The following is an 18032-nucleotide window of genomic DNA, read 5'->3' on the forward strand; positions in this document are numbered from 1 at the left end:
TTTTGGAGCTGTCAAGCGTAAATGGCTATCGGATCGATATGCTGGCTCAAGTGTAGCAGTTGTTGCACGAATTGTTCGATCCCTCCGACCCCGCCCATCGATTCACCGGGCAACGGCCAGTTGAGCAGATTACTGCCGATCGTTCGATATGCTTTTGCCGCGGGGGCGTCGGGGAATAGTCCCTCCACGGGCTGACACAAGCGAGAGGCCTGACGCAACTGTTCGTCAAGCGGCACGAAGCCTGAGTATTCGAGGCGCGCCAGGCCTCGACTATGGGTAAGCTTGGCAATATTGCCGTGAATGGCAACGGCTTCATCCGAACCACGCACTTTGTTGACCAAAATCCGGAAATCCTTGCGTGCGTAGCCGAGGCTAACCTTCTTGATCAGCGCATAGGCATCGGTAATCGAGGCACTGCTCGCTGAGAGGACAATTACCGTATCGTGCGCTGCCAGGCCAAGCGGTGAAAAACCCAGCGGATGGTCAAGCGAGGCGTCCACCAGGATCACGCTGGCCGATCGCTCCATACCGGTGATGGTTTCCAGCAACGCATTCTGCTGGCGTGGGCTCAGTTTTCCGAGCTTCTTCACGGCCCGTGCCGCTGGCAGTACGCTGACTCCAGGCGCCACCGTCAGGAGCACCTCGGCAAGCACTTTCTCGCGATTGATCACCTGTAGCAAATCGTGGCGCGCCAGCGCGCCGTAGCAAGACGCCACGTTGTTCTTGGTGTTCTCGTCGAGGACCAGAACTTCTTTGCCCTGACGAGCCAGCGAGGCGGCAAGGTTAGCCACCAGAATACTCTTGCCAACGCCAACACTTCCTGCCGCAAAGGTGACAATGCGCGTCTGTTCGCGACAGAACAGGCGGCGTAATCCGGCCGCCTGATCACTGTGGCACTCAGCCACGACGGCCTCCGGCGGCAACCATGGCGGAACCGGCGCTAGCCATCATCAAGCCCGGCTCAAGGCCATCAAGCCGATGCGGCGAAACCTCCGGCACACCCTTGAAGGCCCGATGCAGCAGATAGGCCCGATTCGGCAAATGCAGGTCTTCCGGCACCCGCTGACCGTTGGAAACATAGTGCAAACGCAGGCCGTGGCGAATGATGACGTCAATGGCCGAGGCCAGGCTGGCCGCCTCGTCAACCTTGCTCAGAATGCAGCCGGCCAGATCAGGACCGTTATAGGCACGCACGACATCGTCAAGCGTATCGCCGCGGCCCGTAGCTGAAAGCAGTAGCAGGCGCTTGACATGGCTATTGCCGAACATCGCCACCTGCTCGCCGACCATTCGGTCACGCTGACTCATACCCATCGTATCAACCAGCACCATATGCTTGTGTTGCAAATCAATGAGCGTCTGCTTCAATTCATCGGCATCTTTCGCCAGATGCACCGAGACACCGAGAATCCGGCCATAGATTCGTAGCTGTTCGTGGGCCCCGATGCGGTAGCCATCGGTGGTGACCAGCGCCACCTTGCTGGCCCCATGGCGGAGCACGCAACGCGCGGCGAGCTTGGCGGTGGTCGTCGTTTTGCCAACGCCGGTCGGGCCGACCAGTGCGTAGATGCCACCGCGGTCAACGATGTCATTCTCAACATTGATGGTCAGGAAGGAACGGTCAGCACTGCCCTTCACCCAAGCCAGCGCCTCAGTTGCATTAAGATCGCGCGGCAATTCTGCGAGCAGTTCGCGGGCAAAGCGTGGCGAGAATCCAGCGTCGAGCATCTGGCGCAAAATCTCTGTTTTTACCGGTTCCGAACGCGCACTTTCCCCCCAGGTGACACCTGCCAGATGTTGTTCGAACATTTTTCGCAGCGAGCGGATTTCGTCCATCACTTCGGCCGGCACAATTTCTGCTTGCGCTTTCGCGGCACTCTGTGGCGGATGAAGATGCCTTTCAATCGGTGGTGCTGGCCGTGGCGACAGTTGCGGCGTCGGCGTCACTCTTGCCTTCGGTGGCATGTTGTTCGTCGGGGACGAAAGGCGGACCGTATAATCATCACTGGGTCGCGATATTTCATTGACGGGAGTCGGCACAATCAGTTCCATATCACCGGCAGCTACCGCCATAATCTCGACCCCACCGGGAATGGCTCGGTTGGATAGGATGATCGCATCCGGCCCCAACAGCTCCTTGACCTTGTGCAATGCGTCTCGTGCCGTGGCTGCGATGAATTTCCTGACGTTCATACCCTACCTCCAATGATCGAGGTGACCTTGATGATTTTAGTTTCGGGGACTTCGCTATGCGCGAGCACCTTCAATTGAGGAATGCCACGCCGCAGAAAACGCGACAGCAGCAGTCGAAGATTTCCTGAAACCAGGAGCACGGCAGGCAACCCGAGTTCCTCCTGGCGCAAGGCTGCAGCCGCAGTCTCGCGGATCAGCGTCTCGGCGAGACTCGGCTCGATGCTGGCGTTGTCACCGCCTCCGGCGATGGCTTGTAGCAGCACGCGTTCGAGTTGCGGATCAAGTGACATGACCTGCATTTCGCTACCACTTGGATAGAGCTGCTGAATGATCGAGCGACCAAGCGCAATTCGCACCTGCGCGGTCAGCGCTTCGGCGTCCTGCAAGCGTGTCGCGTTTTCGGCAAGCGTCTCGATGATGGTACGCATGTCGCGGATGTGCACATCTTCGGCCAGCAGGTTCTGCAGGACTTTTTGCAGAACACCGAGCGCCAGCACCTTGGGGACCAGGTCTTCGACGAGTTTTGGTATCTCTTTCGCCAGATGATCGAGGAGGGCTTGCGTTTCCTGGCGACCAAGCAGTTCAGCCGCATGCGAAAGAATCAAGTGATTAAGATGCGTCGCCGTCACGGTACTGGCATCAACAACGGTATAGCCATAGGCCTGCGCCTGTTCGCGCAGCGTTGTATCAATCCACACCGCAGGCAAGCCGAAGGCTGGATCCTTGGTCACCACGCCCGGCATCTGGCCGGCAACGCGCCCAGGATTGATCGCCAGCAGATTGCCCGGGAAGGCCTCGCCCTGGCCAATCTCGACTCCTTTGAGGAGAATCCGGTAAGCATTGGGCTTAAGCTCTAGGTTGTCACGAATATGTACCGGGGAAACAAGAAAGCCCACCTCCTGCGCAAACTTCTTGCGAATGCCGCGAATGCGGCGCAGCAACTCGCCATCCTGGGCCTTATCGACCAAGGGGATGAGCCGATAGCCGACTTCCAGACCAAGCACATCAAGCGGTGCCACGTCAGCCCAACTCGCCTCTAGGGACTCGGTCGCCACCGTTGGCGCGACTGTCACCGGCACTGGCTTGGCGGTGCGCACACGTCGCTCCATATCCCAGGCTAGCGTGCCCAGGCCACTGGCCAGCAACAGGAATACGAAATTTGGCATACCGGGGATCAGTCCAAGCAGACCGATAATCGCTGCCGTCAAGCCGATCACCCGCGGATTGTTGAAAAGTTGCCCGAGGAACTGCTGTGAGAGATTCTGAGTGTCACCGACCCGCGTGACCACCATGCCAGCAGCGATCGAAATGATCAGCGCCGGAATCTGCGCCACCAGGCCATCGCCGATGGTGAGCAGAGTATAGGTTTTGGCGGCGGCGCCCAGATCCAGGTTATGCTGCAACACGCCGACAAAGAGGCCACCGATGATGTTAATGAACATGATCAGGATGCCGGCAACAGCATCGCCGCGCACAAACTTCGATGCACCATCCATCGAACCGAAAAAATCTGCCTCCTCGGCTATCGTCACCCGACGCTTGCGTGCTTCATCCTCACCAATCAGGCCGGCATTAAGGTCAGCGTCAATCGCCATCTGCTTGCCCGGCATTGCGTCAAGGGTGAAGCGAGCCGCCACTTCGGCCACCCGCCCGGCGCCTTTGGTAATCACCACGAAATTGATAATCACCAGAATCGCAAACACCACAATACCGACAGCATAGTTGCCGCCGACCAGGAAGTGACCAAAAGCCTCGATCACCTGACCGGCTGCGCCTGGACCCGTATGCCCTTCGAGCAGGACGACCCGTGTCGAGGCGACGTTGAGCGACAATCGCAGCAGCGTTGTGACCAGGAGAACGGTCGGAAAGACCGAGAAGTCGAGCGGCTTCATGACGTTGATCGCCACCAGCATGACGATCACTGAAATCGCGATATTGAAGGTAAAAAACAGATCTAGCATGAATGGCGGCAAAGGCAATACCATCATTGACAGGATCAGCAGGATGAGCACAGGTCCCGCTAGTTGCTGAATACTTTCACGCCCGAGAAACCGCTGCAAAGACATCGTTGCGTTAGCCATTGATCACCTCCGGCACCAATTCGGCGGGGACCGCGATGGAACGCGGCGGCACCGGGTAGTTGCCGCCGACCTGCCGCCAGTTGGCGAGCTGATAGACATAGGCCAGAACTTCGGCCACTGCCGCATAAAGTGTCGATGGAATTTCACGATCAAGCTCGGCATGCCGGTAAAGAGCCCGCGCCAAAGGCGCCGCTTCAAGCATGGGCACACCGTTCTGTGCACCGATTTGCCGGATTTTCAAGGCAATATCGCCCATTCCCTTGGCCAGCACCTTGGGTGCCCCCATTCCACTCTTGTAGGCCAAAGCCACGGCAAAGTGCGTCGGGTTGGTGACAATCACATCGGCCGTGGGCACCGCGCCCATCATGCGCTTGCGTGCTGCCTCACGCTGAAGCTGTCGGATGCGCCCCTTGATTTGAGGGTTGCCTTCCATCTCCTTGCCTTCCTGCTTGACTTCGTCCTTGCTCATCTTCAGCTTGTCGTAGTATTGCCAGAGTTGAAACGGCACATCAACAGCGACGATCAACAACATCGCCAGGACAATCATGAGGAAACTGTAGTTGACCAGATGACCGGCACTGCTTAGCCCGACCTCGACACTCTGCCCGAAGAGCGCAAAAATATCGTTACGCCCACTCCACAAAACCCAGATGGCGACGCCGCCGACCAGCAGGGCTTTGGCGACCGCCTTGAAGAGTTCGACCAGTCCGCTCCAGGACACAAGCCGTGCCAGTCCCTTGAGCGGGTCCAGACGTCCGAAGTCGGGATTTAGCGCTTTCAGCGAGAAATTCCAGCTACCTAGAAAAAAGGGCGAAATCAGCGCAGCAACGACCAGCGCCAACAACAGTGGGGCGAAGGACAGCAAGGCATCAAGGGAAAGATCAGCAAAACGCACCATCATGAACTGAGGGTCGCGCAGAAACGGCGCCTCAAGTATCAGGCCACGCCTGACAATGGACGTCGTGCGCTGCATCATCCAGGGGCCAACAAACCAAAAGGCGCTGGCCGAAACCAGCAGAATCAAAAAAGCACCGATCTCTCGTGAACGGGGAACCTGCCCCTCCTCGCGTGCCTGCTCCAGACGCCTGGATGACGCATGCTCTGTTTTTTCGAGATCGCTTTCTTCGGCCATCAGTGGCTTCCAAATAATTACGATCTATTATATAAAAAAACTTTAAGAAATAAAGAGGTATAGAATTTTATTTATATTGATTCTAGAATAGTAGCGCTGGAACAACAGTCAAGAGTGGCGCTTAAAAAAACAGGGGGCCGAAGCCCCCATTTCTAATTAATTGTTTTTGTTATGTTTTATAGCGAAAGCTCAAGTGATTTAGCATGCTTGACGCCTAACTCCCGGTCAATATGCGCATTAAGATCCATAAGCAACTCTTTCATATCCAGTATCAGCACAATCTGACCATTCGAAAGTGTCGTCACTCCGGCCACGCCCCGCGGCCGGAAGTCATCAAGCGACTTAATCACCGCATCGTCGCGCCCGGCAAAACTATCCACCGAGAGAATGAAACTGCGTTCGGAAGTTTGCATCAATACGCCGTATTCTGGCGTTTTCAACTGCGGCCAACCGAGCAGGCGAGAAAGAGCAACCACCGGCAAAACTTCGCCGCGTACCACTAGCGTTTCCTTGCCACCCACCTCCTGCATTTTATTTTTCTCAATGGGCAGTATCTCGCGAACCATCGAAAGCGGTAGGGCAAAGGGCTGATCGCCAAGTAGGACGAGCAGTACAGGAAGAATGGCCAGGGTCAGCGGCAGCGAAATGAGGAAGACCGAACCTTTGCCAAGCTCAGAGCGGATCTCGACCGAGCCGTTGAGTTTCTGGATATTGGTTTTAACCACATCCATGCCAACACCCCGGCCCGACACTGCCGAGGCCTGCTCCATGGTCGAAAAACCGGGCAGAAAGATCAAGTTGAGGCTCTGCCGGTCGTCCAAGGTATTGGCTTCCTCCTCTTTGATAATCCCCTTTTCAATCGCTTTCATGCGAATGCGTTCAGGACTCATTCCGCGACCGTCATCGGCAATGATCAGGACAATGTGATCACCTTCCTGACGCGCTTCAAGGCGAACAATGCTTTTGGACGGTTTGCCTGCCGCCAAACGCTCATCCGGCGATTCAACGCCATGGTCAACCGCATTGCGCACGAGGTGTACCAGAGGATCAGCCAGATCCTCGATCATCGTCTTATCGACTTCGGTTTCCTCGCCGATCAGTGCCAGTTCGACATCCTTGCCTAATTGTCGCGCAAGGTCGCGCGCAATCCGCGGATATTTTTGGAACAAACGACCAATCGGCTGCATCCGGGTTTTCATCACCGAGTTTTGCAGATCGGAGACCAGCAGATCGAGTTGGCTTACCGCCTGATCAAGTGCATGCAAGGTATCTGAGTCATTACGACCAGCGAGAATGTCAGCTCGCAGGCTGGTCAACCGGTTTTTGGTCAGACCAATCTCACCAGAGAGATTAAGCACCTGATCCAGCCGGGCAGTATCGACGCGGATCGTCGATTCGCGCGAAATGGCTTTTTCTTCATTACGCCGACCCGTGCCTGACCCGGAGGCAGCAAGGCCTGGCTTGTCGGTTTCACGCCGCCCCTCAGGAGGGAAGTGGGGCGTCATCTCCACAGTAGAGGCCAGAACTTTACTCGCCTCGGCTTGGGCAACAACAGGCGTGTTGCTGGTCGGTGCTGGCGTGGGCGTAGGGCTACTGACCTGGCTGGTCAGTGCACCATGCAAAACCTGCCAATCAGGCTCACCACCAGCACTAACGACTGGCGTATCGGCCTTAACCACCTCAACCTCTAGCGATGGTGGTGGTGGTGGCGGTGTGGCGGCGACCGGTTCGACCCCTCCGCTCAGTGCAGCACGCAGCGCGGCAATGACTTCCGGTTGCGCCGGGCGTGGAAACGAAGCCTGGGCAAGCTCGCCGAACATGTTGCGAACGCCCTGAGTTGCCGCCATGATGGTGTCCATCAACTCCGGGGTCAGATGCATCTCGGCATTACGCAATCGGTCAAAAAGACTCTCGGTCAAATGACAAAGCGTCACCAGTTCAGTGGCGTTAAGGAAGCCCGCACCACCCTTGACAGTGTGAAATCCGCGAAAGATATCGTTCAGCAAACGACGATCATCCGGATTTCTCTCCAGATCGACCAATTTGTTATCTACGTCTGATAGAAGGTCACTGGCCTCCTGCAAGAAATCCTGCAGCAGGTCTTCCATCCCGGAAAAATCACTCATATTGAACCTCCTAGAATCCTAGGCTGCCAAGCAGGTCATCGACCTGCTGTTGACTTCCAACGACGTCAGTACGGCCTTCGGCATTGATCACCGGGCCATTAAGCAAAGAATTGACGGACTCGGTGCGTTTATTTCCGGGCATCGTATCAATAAGCACCGCCATCAGTTGCGACTCCAGTTCCTGCGCAACCGAAATCACTTTTTTTATGACCTGACCGGTCAAATCCTGAAAATCCTGCGCCATCATGATTTCCAGCAACTGCTCTTTCGTTGCTGTGGTTCTCTGCGGCACGGCCTTCTTGAGAAAAGCACGTGTTTCTGCAGCTAGCAGCTTGAAATCGTCAATGCCCATCCTGTTTTCGTAAAGGGTATCCCATTTTGCTCCGAGCAACGCCGCTCCCGCTTCAAGTTCGTCCTGCAAGGGATTGGCAATGTCGGTGGCATTCAATACCTTGCACGCCGCCTGTTCGGTAAGATTGGCGATATAGGCTAGCCGGTCTCTTGCGTCGGGGATGGCCGATGCCGTTTTTTCAATGAGCTTGTCGTAACCCAGGCCACCAAGGGTGTCATGCAGTTGCCGGGTCATCTGTCCAACCTGTTGGAACACCTTGCCCTGAACTGGCCACACCCCCAACTCCTGAGATGGTCCCGCAGCACCGTTGACGGCAATTGCTTTACCGACAGGGTTTTTCTCGGCAATTGAATCAAACAGTGCCTGCAGATCCTGCGAGTCATCGGTCAAACCGTCACCTTCACGCGCCTGTTGCATAAGCGTAGGCTTGCTTGCCGCAGCGGGAGCCGGCGGCGGACTTACGACACCACCAGCTATACTATCAAACAGAGCCTCGAGGTCATTCGAATCGCCAGATGTAGTAGCGTCGCTCATCTCAAGCACCCATTTTGTCAAAAATTTTCTGAAGCTTCTCAGCGAGAGTCGCCGCCGTGAACGGCTTTACGATATAGCCGCTGGCGCCAGCCTGAGCGGCAGCAATGATGTTTTCCTTTTTGGCTTCAGCAGTAATCATCAGCACGGGCAAATGTTTAAGGGTCGGCGTAGCACGAATCGTCTGCAGCAATTGAAGGCCGTCCATATTCGGCATATTCCAGTCGGTAACGACAAACTCGAAGCCACCCCCCTGAAGTTTCTGCAGAGCAATCGCCCCATCTTCTGCTTCGTCAACATTGGTAAAACCAAGCTCTTTGAGCAGGTTTCTGACAATACGACGCATCGTCGAAAAATCGTCGACAACCAAAATTCTCAACTTCGGATCTGCCATTCTTTGCTCCCGCGTTTCTTGTTATCGCTCAAGCATTGGGCGTAGGGTATCTGCCAAAACCTCGGCATCAAACTTTGCTACATAAGCATCAACACCTACCGCTTGCCCCATGGCTCTGTTGGCCTCCGACGACAAGGACGAGTGCATGACGACCGGGATGCCATCGAAACGTGAATCACTTTTGATATTCTTGGTGAGTACGTAACCATCCATCTCCGGCATTTCCGCATCAACAAGAATGAGACGGACATCGTCACGCAAAGATGCTCCCGCTTGCTGCGCATGCGCCGCCAAACCCTGCAAACGACTCCAGGCTTCCGCGCCGTTGGTGGCGTGCTTGTACTTGACGCCAAGCTTGTCGAACACCTCGGCAATCTTGCGCCGTGCAACGAGCGAATCATCGGCGAAAAACACACCTGTCTCTTCGCTCACCTGCGCTGGAGCGATATCGATGATGATCGCCTCACCAAACGCATTGGCAAGAATCTGCTCGACGTCAAGAAGCGACACCAGGGTCCCGTTCTCAAGCTCGGTGATTGCAGTAATAAGCCCTTGATTGGAAGATAAAATGCTTTCCGGCGCTCTTACTTTTTCCCAGTCCACACGGATAATGCGGTCAACCTCATGCACCAGGAAACCGAGCGTGCGCTTGGAGTATTCAGCAACCATCATGGTCTTGCCACGCTCGCCCGGCCCTTCGCCCTGATGGTCAAGGAAACTGATGAGTGACAGTACGGGAATTACATTCCCACGCAGGGAAACCAGCCCCTCAACGCCACGAGGCATATTGGGCGTTCGGGTAATGTGCGGTGTTCGTCCGACTTCGCGCACCTTGAACACGTTGATTCCGAAGGTCTCGCGCGTACCCAGCGAAAACAGCAGAATTTCCATTTTATTGGAACCTGCCAAGCGGGTTCTCGCATCGACACTATCGAGCAGGTTTTTCTTTTCCACCAAGTCCATCGTCATCGCTACACTCCAACGAGGTCATTGCTTCAGGAATTAGGCTGCGCCACAGGGAGCGATCCCAGCAAGCGCCGCGCAAGCGTTTCCGAGAGCTTCTGCGCTTCAAACTTGGCCACGTACTCGTCAACACCAACTGACTTGCCGAGTTGCTGATTCGACATCCCGGAGAGCGAAGAATGCATGATCACAGGCACTCCGGCAAAGCGTGGATCAGTTTTTATTTTCTTGGTCAGGATATAGCCGTCCATTTCAGGCATTTCGACATCAGTCAGAACCAGACTGACTAAATCGGTCACATTTTGGCCCGATGTCTGGGCGTAGGTGGCAATCTTGTCAAGTTCGTTCCATGCCTCAAGGCCATTCATCGAGCCGACATACTTCACATTCATCGCATCAAGAGTACGCGTTATTTGTTTTCGCGCCACCACCGAGTCATCGGCAAAAAACACTGTCAGCGACGAATCCTCGAGTGGCTTGATGTTTCTATAGACGATTTCTTCGTCATAATTCGTCGTTTCCGAAAGCACCTTTTCAACATCCATCATCATTACCAGACGACCATCGGGCAACTCGGTCACGGCGGTAACCAACCCGCCCAACTCAGCCACCAGCATATCCGGCGGGACCTTCATCTGACTCCAGTCCAGGCGCAGGATGGTATCAACGCCCTCGACCAGAAAACCCTGCGTATGGCCTGCGTATTCAGTGACGATCATGATTGCACGCGGCGTTTCGGTATCCACCTTGGCGTAGAGCGCCAAATCAACAACCGGAACCAGAACACCACGCAGACTGACCATCCCCTGAACCGATGTGGGCATTTCTGGAGCCGAGGTAATCGGCGGCGTACGCATGACTTCCCGCACCTTGAAAACGTTGATGCCGAAAGTCTCTCTTCTGCCCGTGCTCGTATTGACCCCGAGCGAAAAAAGCAAAATCTCAAGCTTGTTGGTGCCGGCAAGCTTGGTACGCGCATCTATACTTTTAAGCAACTCTGACATGCTTGAACTCCCTTTTGGGAAAATAACCCTGCCGCGTTGTTACGCACATCTTAATCGAACAATTGTCATTTCACCATAAGCAGTTTCAGAAAACAAAGCGCTGAATACTACCTAGAACTTAGCCAGTCATTGACACTGCAAGCATGAACTTAGCATCTTTCCTGCAACAAGAGAAGCGCTGCGCAATTTCGCCCGTCTCACCACAGGGGGGACTCAAAGTGAAGGCCGTTTTCATTCACGAACCCGCCCTGCCAAGAATCGAAAGAACTCGCCGGGACAGCGCCTCCAAGGCAGCAACCTCCTCGACGGCGCCGATTATCGCGGCTTCACGGGGCATTCCATAAACAACGCAGCTCGCCTCGTCCTGACCAAAAGTACGGGCACCGGCCGTGCGCATGCGCAACAGACCGCAGGCTCCATCCTTACCCATACCGGTGAGAATAACCCCAATTGCATTACGCCCGACAATCTCTGCCGCCGAGTCAAACAGGACATCCACCGAAGGGCGATGACGATTGACTGGTGGCGTATCGAGCAACTCGGTGACATAACCCGACACGCCACGCTTGATCCTCAAGTGTGAATGTCCGGGTGCGACATAGACCATGCCTGAGGCCAGCGACTCCCCTCCTTGCGCCTCAATGACCCGTGGCTGACAAAGAGTGTTCAGGCGTGCGGCGAACGATGCCGTGAATGACCCGGGCATATGCTGCACGACCATGATCGGCGGACAATCGGCCGGAATGCCCTGCAAGAAGGTCTTGACCGCCTCAGTTCCTCCGGTTGACGCCCCGACAAAAACAATCCTGCTACCACTTGTCACCAGCCGTTGCGCTATGCCCGGTAGCACAGCGGGCTTTAACTTATCAGCGCGGTCTGGGTGTGAGTTCATAGACGGTTTTGCCCAGCGAGCGAAACAAATCGGCAGCATGCAAAAAACTTTCCGAATGCCCAGCAAAAAGGAGGCCATTGTCACTCATGAGGGGAGCAAAACGGGACAAGATTTTGTATTGCGTTGGCTTGTCAAAATAGATCATGACGTTTCGACAAAAAAGGGCGTCTAGCGGACCGCGCAGTGACCAGTTCGGCTCCAGTAGATTTAGGCGCTGAAAACTGAGCATTCGCCGCAACTCCGGTCGCACGGTAAAGAACCCGTCTTGAACGCCGGTGCCCCTTACAAAGAAACGGCTCAGCCGCTCGGGGGAGAGCTTGTCCACCCGATCCAGCGGATACACACCTTTCGCCGCAGTGGCCAGCACATTGGTGTCCAGGTCGGAGGCCACGATAGACACCGGCACATTGAAACTATTGAAAGTTTCAACCACGGTTATCGCGATACTGTACGGCTCCTCTCCGGTCGACGCGGCAGAACACCAGACCTTGATCGGAGATCGCCCCTGTAGCTTCTTCAGATGCTCGGCAAACAGCGGGAAATGATGCGGCTCACGAAAAAAAGACGTCAGGTTGGTGGTCAAGGAATTAACGAATTTTTCCCACTCGTTTTTGTCGCCTCGCTCAAGTAAAGCCAGGTAGTCGCCAAAGGATTGCAGACGTGTCTCGCGCAAACGGCGCGCCAGACGGCTGTACACCATGTCCTGCTTAGCGGTCGAGAGCGAGATTCCGGCATGTTCATAGATCAGCTTGCGCACGCGCTCGAAATCGCCTGTCGTAAAAGCGAATTCACGTGCGCTTGAATCTGGCACTCTCGGCGCAGGACTCCATGCGGACTTTTGTTCAATCACAAAAAGATCCTTCGAGTTTATTTTTAAAGCGTTACGATCGCACGCCGGATGACCATATCAATCGTTCAACAACTCATTTCGTGGAACCGGGCATGGCCTGCAAGGTCAGTGCTTCGTCACCCAATTCGCCATCCGAGTCGATCGTAACATTTCCATCCTCTTGCAGCATGGCTTCTTCACTGCGTTTGTTGAGCACGACGATATTGATCCGTCGATTGGCCGAACTCAAAGGATCGTTCTTGTCGAACAACACGGTCGAGGACAAACCAAGCACACGCAATACCTTGTTTTCGTCCATGCCCCCGGCAATCATTTCGCGTCGGGATGCATTCGCCCGATTCGCCGAGAGCTCCCAATTTGAGAAGCCTTTTTCGCCGCCGCCGAACTGTGCCGCATCGGTGTGCCCGGAAAAACTGACCTTGTTGGGTACGGCATTCAGCGCCCGGCCAATTTCACGCAGGATCACCTTGGAATAAGGCTTGAGCTCAGCACTGCTGGTGTCGAACATCGGGCGGTTTTTTTCATCGATGATCTGGATACGAAGACCTTCCGCAGTCACGTCAATCAGCAACTGGTTCTTGAACTGTCTGAGCACAGAGTTACCGTCGATGAGCGTCTCAATGTTCTGTTTGAGTTCGTTCAACGTCGCCTTCTCGCGCTTCTCAAACTCCTTACGTTGTTCCGCCTTGGCTTCCCTGAGGGCGGACGCCCTCTTTCTTGATTGCACCTCGCCAGCCTTGACCTGTCCTGCACTGCTGGTCAGTTCCTTGCCACCACCCTTGATAATGCTGGTCGCGTCACCAGCCCCCGATCCACCCTGCATGCTGACCCTGACCGGATTGGTGAAGTAATCCGCAATGCCCTTGAGATCGCCATTGGCCGTTGAACCGAGCAGCCACATGAGCAGAAAGAAGGCCATCATCGCCGTCACGAAGTCGGCGTAGGCGATCTTCCATGCGCCACCGTGATGAGCGCCCGCCACCTTCTTGATGCGCTTGATGACTACCGGGCGTACGTCTTCGCTCATGCAATGTCCTCGCTCGGCAAGAGGCTACTTGCCCTTGCGCGCCTTGAGCTCGTCCTCAAGCTCACTGAATGTCGGCCGGACCGTCGAAAACAGAACCTTGCGTCCGAACTCCACCGCCACCTGAGGAGCGTAGCCCGACATTGATGAAAGCAGAACGACTTTGATCACTTGATAGATCTTAGAGCCTTCCTCAGCCTTCTGCTCAAGCAAGGTCGCGACTGGAGTAACAAAGCCATAAGCGATCAAAATACCGAGAAAGGTGCCGACCAGCGCACCGCCGATCATTTTACCAAGTACCGCTGGCGGCTCACCTACCGAACCCATGACGTTCACCACGCCCATCACCGCCACGATGATACCGAACGCGGGTGTCGCATCACCCAATTTGGCCATGATGTGACCTGGAACCATGACTTCATGGTGATGTGTCTCTATTTCGATATCCATCAGACTTTCGATTTCCAGGGCGTTGAGGTTACCGCCGACCATCATGCGCAGATAGTCGGTAATAAATTCCATGACGTGGTGATCTTTCGAAAGCGCCGGATATTTGCCAAAAATCGGGCTTTCATGAGGATTCTCGACGTCATTCTCAATCGACATCAAGCCTTCCTTGCGCACCTTGGCCAGGACCTCGAAAAGCATGGACAGCAGATCGACGTAAAGCGCTTTGGTATATTTCGACCCCTGGAAAAGACCGGGCAGCGCGCCGATCGTCGATTTAATGACCTTGACATCGTTGCCGGCAACGAAACCACCGATCGTCAAGCCAACGATGGCGAGGTATTCGAGCGGCACCCACAAAGCCGCAAGGCTGCCGTGAACCGAGTAGGTTCCAAGGGCCGAAACCAGAATGATGATGTAACCGACGATTAAAAACATTCAACATCCCCCTGACATACCGCGCTGCGGATACACTTGATCTTGCATTTCGATGCTCGGTGATATTGTAACGGGGTAGGGTCATCTGGGTATAAAAACTGTCGGCCAAATAATTACAGAAACCGCTCGCATCACGCCACCCCGCGCAGATCATATAGAATCGGGCGAATGAACCTGGGCTACCGTACATGAACTACTGCGCCCAATGTGGGGCCCGCGTTGAATTCCGCGTCCCGCCAGGCGACTCCTTGCCGCGCCACATCTGCCTGCACTGCGGAACGATCCATTACCAAAATCCCAAGCTCGTCGTCGGTTGCGTCGCGGAATGGAAGGGCCTGATCCTGCTCTGTCGCCGGGCCATCGAACCGCGTCATGGGCTGTGGACGCTGCCGGCCGGATTCATGGAAAATGGCGAATCGACAACGCAAGCCGCCCTGCGTGAAACACGCGAAGAAGCCTGCGCGCGAATTGCAATCGACAATCTTTTTTCGCTGGTAAATGTTCCCTACATCAACCAGGTTCACCTGTTCTACCGCGGCCGACTGCTCGATACCGACTTTGCCGCAGGCGAGGAGAGCCTTGAGACGGCACTTTTTTGCGAAGCCGACATCCCGTGGCAGGAACTCGCCTTCCGTAGCGTAACGCTATGCCTTAAAGCCTATTTCGCTGATCGCCTGGCTGGTCAATTCAAATTTCACGAAAACGATCTCTTGCCACTCGAAGGCTACTGATCATCGTCCAGACTGAACTGCACTGGTAACAAAATGCGAAAATCCCGCGCCTTCAACCCTTCAGGCAGAGTTGTCACGCGTGCCGCCTGGGTCAGCATCTCCAGCGCCTGCCTGTCGAGAACGCCGCGACCGCTCGAATGAACCAGCACCACGTCCGGCACTAACGCCGACGCACTGACGTCAAGCGCCACTTCTGCCGTTCCCTCCCAGCCCCGCTGTCTGGCCAAGGCCGGATAGTTCCTGAAACGTCGTGCAGCCGTTGCCAGCGACAGCCGATACTGGCGCATGTCATCACCACTGACGCCTTCGTGCGCGGCGCCTGGCGGCGGGCTTGACAGCGCCGGGACGCCCGTTGCGGCAAGTTCAAAGAGAACAGGCTGAGCAACGGCAATCTTGGCTGCCGCAGCGTTATCAAGGACTGGCGCGGGACGCTTGGCGGTTTCGTTCAGCGACCGGGTAGTCGGTACGCTGGCCTGATTACTCGAATCGCCGCGGCGTTGGCTACTAATCAGCACATTGATGGTCCTGCCCGCAATATCCAGTTGCACTGGGAACAAGCTGACCACTCGGGACAGAAGTGCAGCATGAAGCAGCAGTGAAACAATCAAAGCCTTCAGCAGTATGCGGCGCGAGGAAGTGAGCATTGATAGCAAAGATGGCGGAGGGGTTTTGTGCGTTCCGATTTTGGTGGTAGATTGGCTTCACTCTGCGCAAGGCCAAGTTTAACACCCCCCGCACAGCTTCGGCTTCCTAGGCAATACGTCACCCCCTTTAGCTGCCCGCATTTAGTCAATGACACAGTCAGCCCCCCCATCCAAAATAGTGACGGCGATCCCGCTGCACGGCCCGCTGCTGCGCGGCGACCGGCGACCGCGCGTGGCATTGATCGGCCGCTATGGCGTCGGCAAGAGCACCATTTTCGATGCGGCGTCCAGCCCGGTCGTTGGTCACGAGCGTCTGGCCGGGGTCGGCGGCGCTTACCAGGAATGCGTGGTTGACGTCGGCCTCGATCAGATCGCCCTGGTCGATCTGCCGTCGATTGACTCACTGCATCAATTGAACGAGCACGACCAGCTTGTTTTCATGTATCTACTCTGGGGCGATCACTGGCCGCTGCTTACCCAGCACGAGGAAAGCAATGAAAGCACAGGCTTCGCCGCACCAGATGTCTTGGTTCAGGTGGTCGACGCCACGACACTGGAAAAAGACCTCGAACTTAGCCTTGAGCTAGGCCTCTTCGGGCGTCCCCTGGTGATCGCCCTGAACCGGATCGACGAAGCACGCAAAAAGGGACTCTTCATCAATGTGCAGACACTCAGTGAACGCCTGGGCGTACCCGTCATCCCGACGATTGCGCACATGGGCAAGGGCGTCTTGGCACTCTTTGCGGCGGTTCTTGACGTTGCGCGGCAAAAAGCCTGCCCCCTGCCGCAGCCACCCACCCGGCATATCGGCGAAAGTCTACAGGCGCTCAAGACGGTCATCGCCCACCCTGAAATCGAAGCGCTTTTCCGAGTGCCACGAGCGCTACTACTCTCGCAACTGGCCGAAAACGACGATTACTTCCTCCGCGCACTGAGTATCCACCTGCCTGCCTTGTTGCCTGAAATAGCGCGGGCCCGAACGACCGCCGAGAAGAGCCTGCCGCGCCCGCTGTCCGAAGAACTGCACGCCGACCGCCACCACCGTGCCGCCATACTGTTTGAAGCGGTTACCAGCCCGCGTGGCGTTGACTCCGGCGAAGGTTGGCGGCGCTGGCTCGACGAGCTGTTCCTGCACCCGCGTTGGGGATTGCTCGGCAGCCTGCTGGTTTTCGCCCTAGTGTTGCTGATCGTCTTCGAAATAAGCGCCTTTCTCGACGCATGGACTTCGGCACGACTGGCCAACTGGGTACAGCAGTGGCAACCCGAATCGACGCTGGGCGTCGTCGGCCACGCCGTGGCCGACGGCCTGGTCGGCCTGGTCGGCATTGTCGCTCCCTACATGCTGCCACTGGTACTGTTGCTGGTCGCCCTGGAGGAATCAGGGGTCATGCATCGCGTCGCGTTTGTCGTCGATCGTGGCTTCCACCACATTGGATTGCACGGCGGTGTTGCGGTACCCTTCCTGATCGGGCTCGGTTGCAACGTACCGGCGATCTCTGCCGCAACCATGACCGGATCACGGCGCGAACGCGCGGTCTCGGCCATCCTGATCACCTTCGTTCCCTGCTCGGCGCGTTCAGCGATCATTCTGGCCATCGGCGGCAAGTATCTTGGTGGCCTCGGCGTCTTCGCGATATTCATGCTGACCCTGATCGTGATTGCCGTTCTCGGCAAGCTGTTAGCGCGCCGCTATTCCGATAGTGCGCTGGGAATGGTTCTGCCCATCCCGCCTTACACGCTGCCGACGTGGAGCAAGATCTGGCGCAAGACCTGGGAGCGAACCGAGGATATCGTCACCATTGTCACCCCCCTGCTGGTCATTGGCAGCGTTGTTCTGGCCCTGCTCAGCCACTTTGGCGCCGATGCGCTGATCAACACCGCGCTGATCCCGATAACGGTCTGGTGGCTCGGTCTGCCGATCGTCCTCGGCGTACCCATTCTGTTCGGCGTACTACGCAAAGAATTATCGCTGTTGATGATTTACCAGGCCCTTGGCACGCAGGAAATCATGCCCTTACTAAATCATGTGCAGATTTTCACTTTTCTGGTTTTCCTGACTTTTTATGTTCCCTGCTTGTCGACCTTCGCCGTCATGCTCAAGGCCCTGGGCCGCAAGGAGGCTTGGCTATCGCTGATGATCTCGCTGCTCAGTGCGCTGCTGATGGCCGGGGTGGTTCGTCTGCTGCTGGAACTGATAAAAGCAATCGGCCTTTGACAAACCCCGATCAAG

General features: G+C 55.9%; 16 protein-coding genes. 2 read left to right on the plus strand and 14 right to left on the minus strand.

Features of this window, described 5'->3' with window-relative positions; all coding sequences use genetic code 11:
- Positions 1-11: 11 nt before the first annotated feature.
- The 13 genes from Q1J43_RS13195 to motA all read right to left on the minus strand — a co-directional run bounded on the left by Q1J43_RS13195 (position 12) and on the right by motA (position 14427).
- Complete coding sequence (locus Q1J43_RS13195) at positions 12-905, minus strand: AAA family ATPase (protein WP_301102960.1); 894 nt, start codon at positions 903-905, stop codon at positions 12-14.
- Positions 898-2193: a flagellar biosynthesis protein FlhF gene (flhF, locus tag Q1J43_RS13200; RefSeq protein WP_301102961.1), complete on the minus strand. Its 1296-nt coding sequence runs from the start codon at positions 2191-2193 to the stop codon at positions 898-900. The genes Q1J43_RS13195 and flhF overlap by 8 nt, the downstream gene beginning before the upstream one ends.
- Positions 2190-4274 carry a flagellar biosynthesis protein FlhA gene (gene flhA / locus Q1J43_RS13205; RefSeq protein WP_301102962.1) on the minus strand — a complete coding sequence of 695 codons (2085 nt, stop codon included), beginning with the start codon at positions 4272-4274 and terminating at the stop codon, positions 2190-2192. The genes flhF and flhA overlap by 4 nt, the downstream gene beginning before the upstream one ends.
- The gene (gene flhB / locus Q1J43_RS13210; protein WP_301102963.1) at positions 4267-5406 is read right to left on the minus strand and encodes a flagellar biosynthesis protein FlhB; all 1140 of its coding nucleotides are present in this window, start codon (positions 5404-5406) and stop codon (positions 4267-4269) included. Before flhB ends, flhA begins: the two co-directional genes overlap by 8 nt.
- Before the next feature lie 176 nt (positions 5407-5582).
- On the minus strand, positions 5583-7532 hold the full coding sequence (locus tag Q1J43_RS13215; protein WP_301102964.1) for a chemotaxis protein CheA: 1950 nt from the start codon (positions 7530-7532) through the stop codon (positions 5583-5585).
- Positions 7533-7542: 10 nt separating this feature from the next.
- The gene (gene cheZ, locus Q1J43_RS13220) at positions 7543-8301 is read right to left on the minus strand and encodes a protein phosphatase CheZ (RefSeq protein WP_366141912.1); all 759 of its coding nucleotides are present in this window, start codon (positions 8299-8301) and stop codon (positions 7543-7545) included.
- Between the two features lie 118 nt (positions 8302-8419).
- A complete protein-coding gene (cheY, locus tag Q1J43_RS13225) occupies positions 8420-8809 on the minus strand; it encodes a chemotaxis response regulator CheY (protein WP_301102967.1) in 390 nt (129 codons plus the stop codon).
- A 21-nt stretch (positions 8810-8830) separates the two neighbouring features.
- Positions 8831-9772, minus strand: coding sequence for a chemotaxis protein (locus Q1J43_RS13230; RefSeq protein ID WP_301102992.1), 942 nt, complete (start codon positions 9770-9772; stop codon positions 8831-8833).
- A 32-nt stretch (positions 9773-9804) separates the two neighbouring features.
- Positions 9805-10776 carry a chemotaxis protein gene (locus Q1J43_RS13235; protein WP_301102968.1) on the minus strand — a complete coding sequence of 324 codons (972 nt, stop codon included), beginning with the start codon at positions 10774-10776 and terminating at the stop codon, positions 9805-9807.
- Positions 10777-11011: 235 nt separating this feature from the next.
- Complete coding sequence (locus tag Q1J43_RS13240) at positions 11012-11668, minus strand: chemotaxis protein CheB (protein ID WP_301102969.1); 657 nt, start codon at positions 11666-11668, stop codon at positions 11012-11014.
- Complete coding sequence (locus tag Q1J43_RS13245; RefSeq protein ID WP_366141916.1) at positions 11643-12515, minus strand: CheR family methyltransferase; 873 nt, start codon at positions 12513-12515, stop codon at positions 11643-11645. The genes Q1J43_RS13240 and Q1J43_RS13245 overlap by 26 nt, the downstream gene beginning before the upstream one ends.
- A gap of 76 nt (positions 12516-12591) precedes the next feature.
- The gene (gene motB / locus Q1J43_RS13250) at positions 12592-13545 is read right to left on the minus strand and encodes a flagellar motor protein MotB (RefSeq protein WP_301102971.1); all 954 of its coding nucleotides are present in this window, start codon (positions 13543-13545) and stop codon (positions 12592-12594) included.
- 24 nt (positions 13546-13569) lie between these two features.
- On the minus strand, positions 13570-14427 hold the full coding sequence (gene motA / locus Q1J43_RS13255) for a flagellar motor stator protein MotA (RefSeq protein WP_301102972.1): 858 nt from the start codon (positions 14425-14427) through the stop codon (positions 13570-13572).
- A gap of 188 nt (positions 14428-14615) precedes the next feature.
- Between motA and Q1J43_RS13260 the strand changes: the two genes are divergently transcribed.
- Entirely contained in the window at positions 14616-15158 is a 543-nt protein-coding gene (locus Q1J43_RS13260; RefSeq protein ID WP_301102973.1) for an NUDIX hydrolase, read from the plus strand.
- Here the strand turns inward: Q1J43_RS13260 and Q1J43_RS13265 are convergent.
- Positions 15152-15802 (minus strand): energy transducer TonB, encoded by a 651-nt coding sequence (locus Q1J43_RS13265; RefSeq protein WP_301102974.1) that lies wholly within the window; start codon positions 15800-15802, stop codon positions 15152-15154. The two genes, Q1J43_RS13260 and Q1J43_RS13265, sit on opposite strands and share 7 nt — an antisense overlap.
- Positions 15803-15950: 148 nt before the next feature.
- Between Q1J43_RS13265 and Q1J43_RS13270 the strand changes: the two genes are divergently transcribed.
- Complete coding sequence (locus Q1J43_RS13270) at positions 15951-18017, plus strand: ferrous iron transporter B (RefSeq protein ID WP_301102975.1); 2067 nt, start codon at positions 15951-15953, stop codon at positions 18015-18017.
- Positions 18018-18032 lie beyond the last annotated feature (15 nt).

The organism is Propionivibrio sp., from assembly GCF_029255185.1.
Lineage (GTDB): Bacteria > Pseudomonadota > Gammaproteobacteria > Burkholderiales > Rhodocyclaceae > Propionivibrio.

What these genes read in the sequence shown, in the direction of transcription:
- flhF (WP_301102961.1), bottom strand. Translation starts at nt 2,193, where the DNA reads ATGAACGTCAGGAAATTCATCGCAGCCACGGCACGAGACGCATTGCAC.
- flhA (WP_301102962.1), bottom strand. Translation starts at nt 4,274, where the DNA reads ATGGCTAACGCAACGATGTCTTTGCAGCGGTTTCTCGGGCGTGAAAGT.
- flhB (WP_301102963.1), bottom strand. Translation starts at nt 5,406, where the DNA reads ATGGCCGAAGAAAGCGATCTCGAAAAAACAGAGCATGCGTCATCCAGG.
- Q1J43_RS13215 (WP_301102964.1), bottom strand. Translation starts at nt 7,532, where the DNA reads ATGAGTGATTTTTCCGGGATGGAAGACCTGCTGCAGGATTTCTTGCAG.
- cheZ (WP_366141912.1), bottom strand. Translation starts at nt 8,301, where the DNA reads ATGCAACAGGCGCGTGAAGGTGACGGTTTGACCGATGACTCGCAGGAT.
- cheY (WP_301102967.1), bottom strand. Translation starts at nt 8,809, where the DNA reads ATGGCAGATCCGAAGTTGAGAATTTTGGTTGTCGACGATTTTTCGACG.
- Q1J43_RS13230 (WP_301102992.1), bottom strand. Translation starts at nt 9,772, where the DNA reads ATGGACTTGGTGGAAAAGAAAAACCTGCTCGATAGTGTCGATGCGAGA.
- Q1J43_RS13235 (WP_301102968.1), bottom strand. Translation starts at nt 10,776, where the DNA reads ATGTCAGAGTTGCTTAAAAGTATAGATGCGCGTACCAAGCTTGCCGGC.
- Q1J43_RS13240 (WP_301102969.1), bottom strand. Translation starts at nt 11,668, where the DNA reads ATGAACTCACACCCAGACCGCGCTGATAAGTTAAAGCCCGCTGTGCTA.
- motB (WP_301102971.1), bottom strand. Translation starts at nt 13,545, where the DNA reads ATGAGCGAAGACGTACGCCCGGTAGTCATCAAGCGCATCAAGAAGGTG.
- motA (WP_301102972.1), bottom strand. Translation starts at nt 14,427, where the DNA reads ATGTTTTTAATCGTCGGTTACATCATCATTCTGGTTTCGGCCCTTGGA.
- Q1J43_RS13260 (WP_301102973.1), top strand. Translation starts at nt 14,616, where the DNA reads ATGAACTACTGCGCCCAATGTGGGGCCCGCGTTGAATTCCGCGTCCCG.
- Q1J43_RS13265 (WP_301102974.1), bottom strand. Translation starts at nt 15,802, where the DNA reads ATGCTCACTTCCTCGCGCCGCATACTGCTGAAGGCTTTGATTGTTTCA.
- Q1J43_RS13270 (WP_301102975.1), top strand. Translation starts at nt 15,951, where the DNA reads ATGACACAGTCAGCCCCCCCATCCAAAATAGTGACGGCGATCCCGCTG.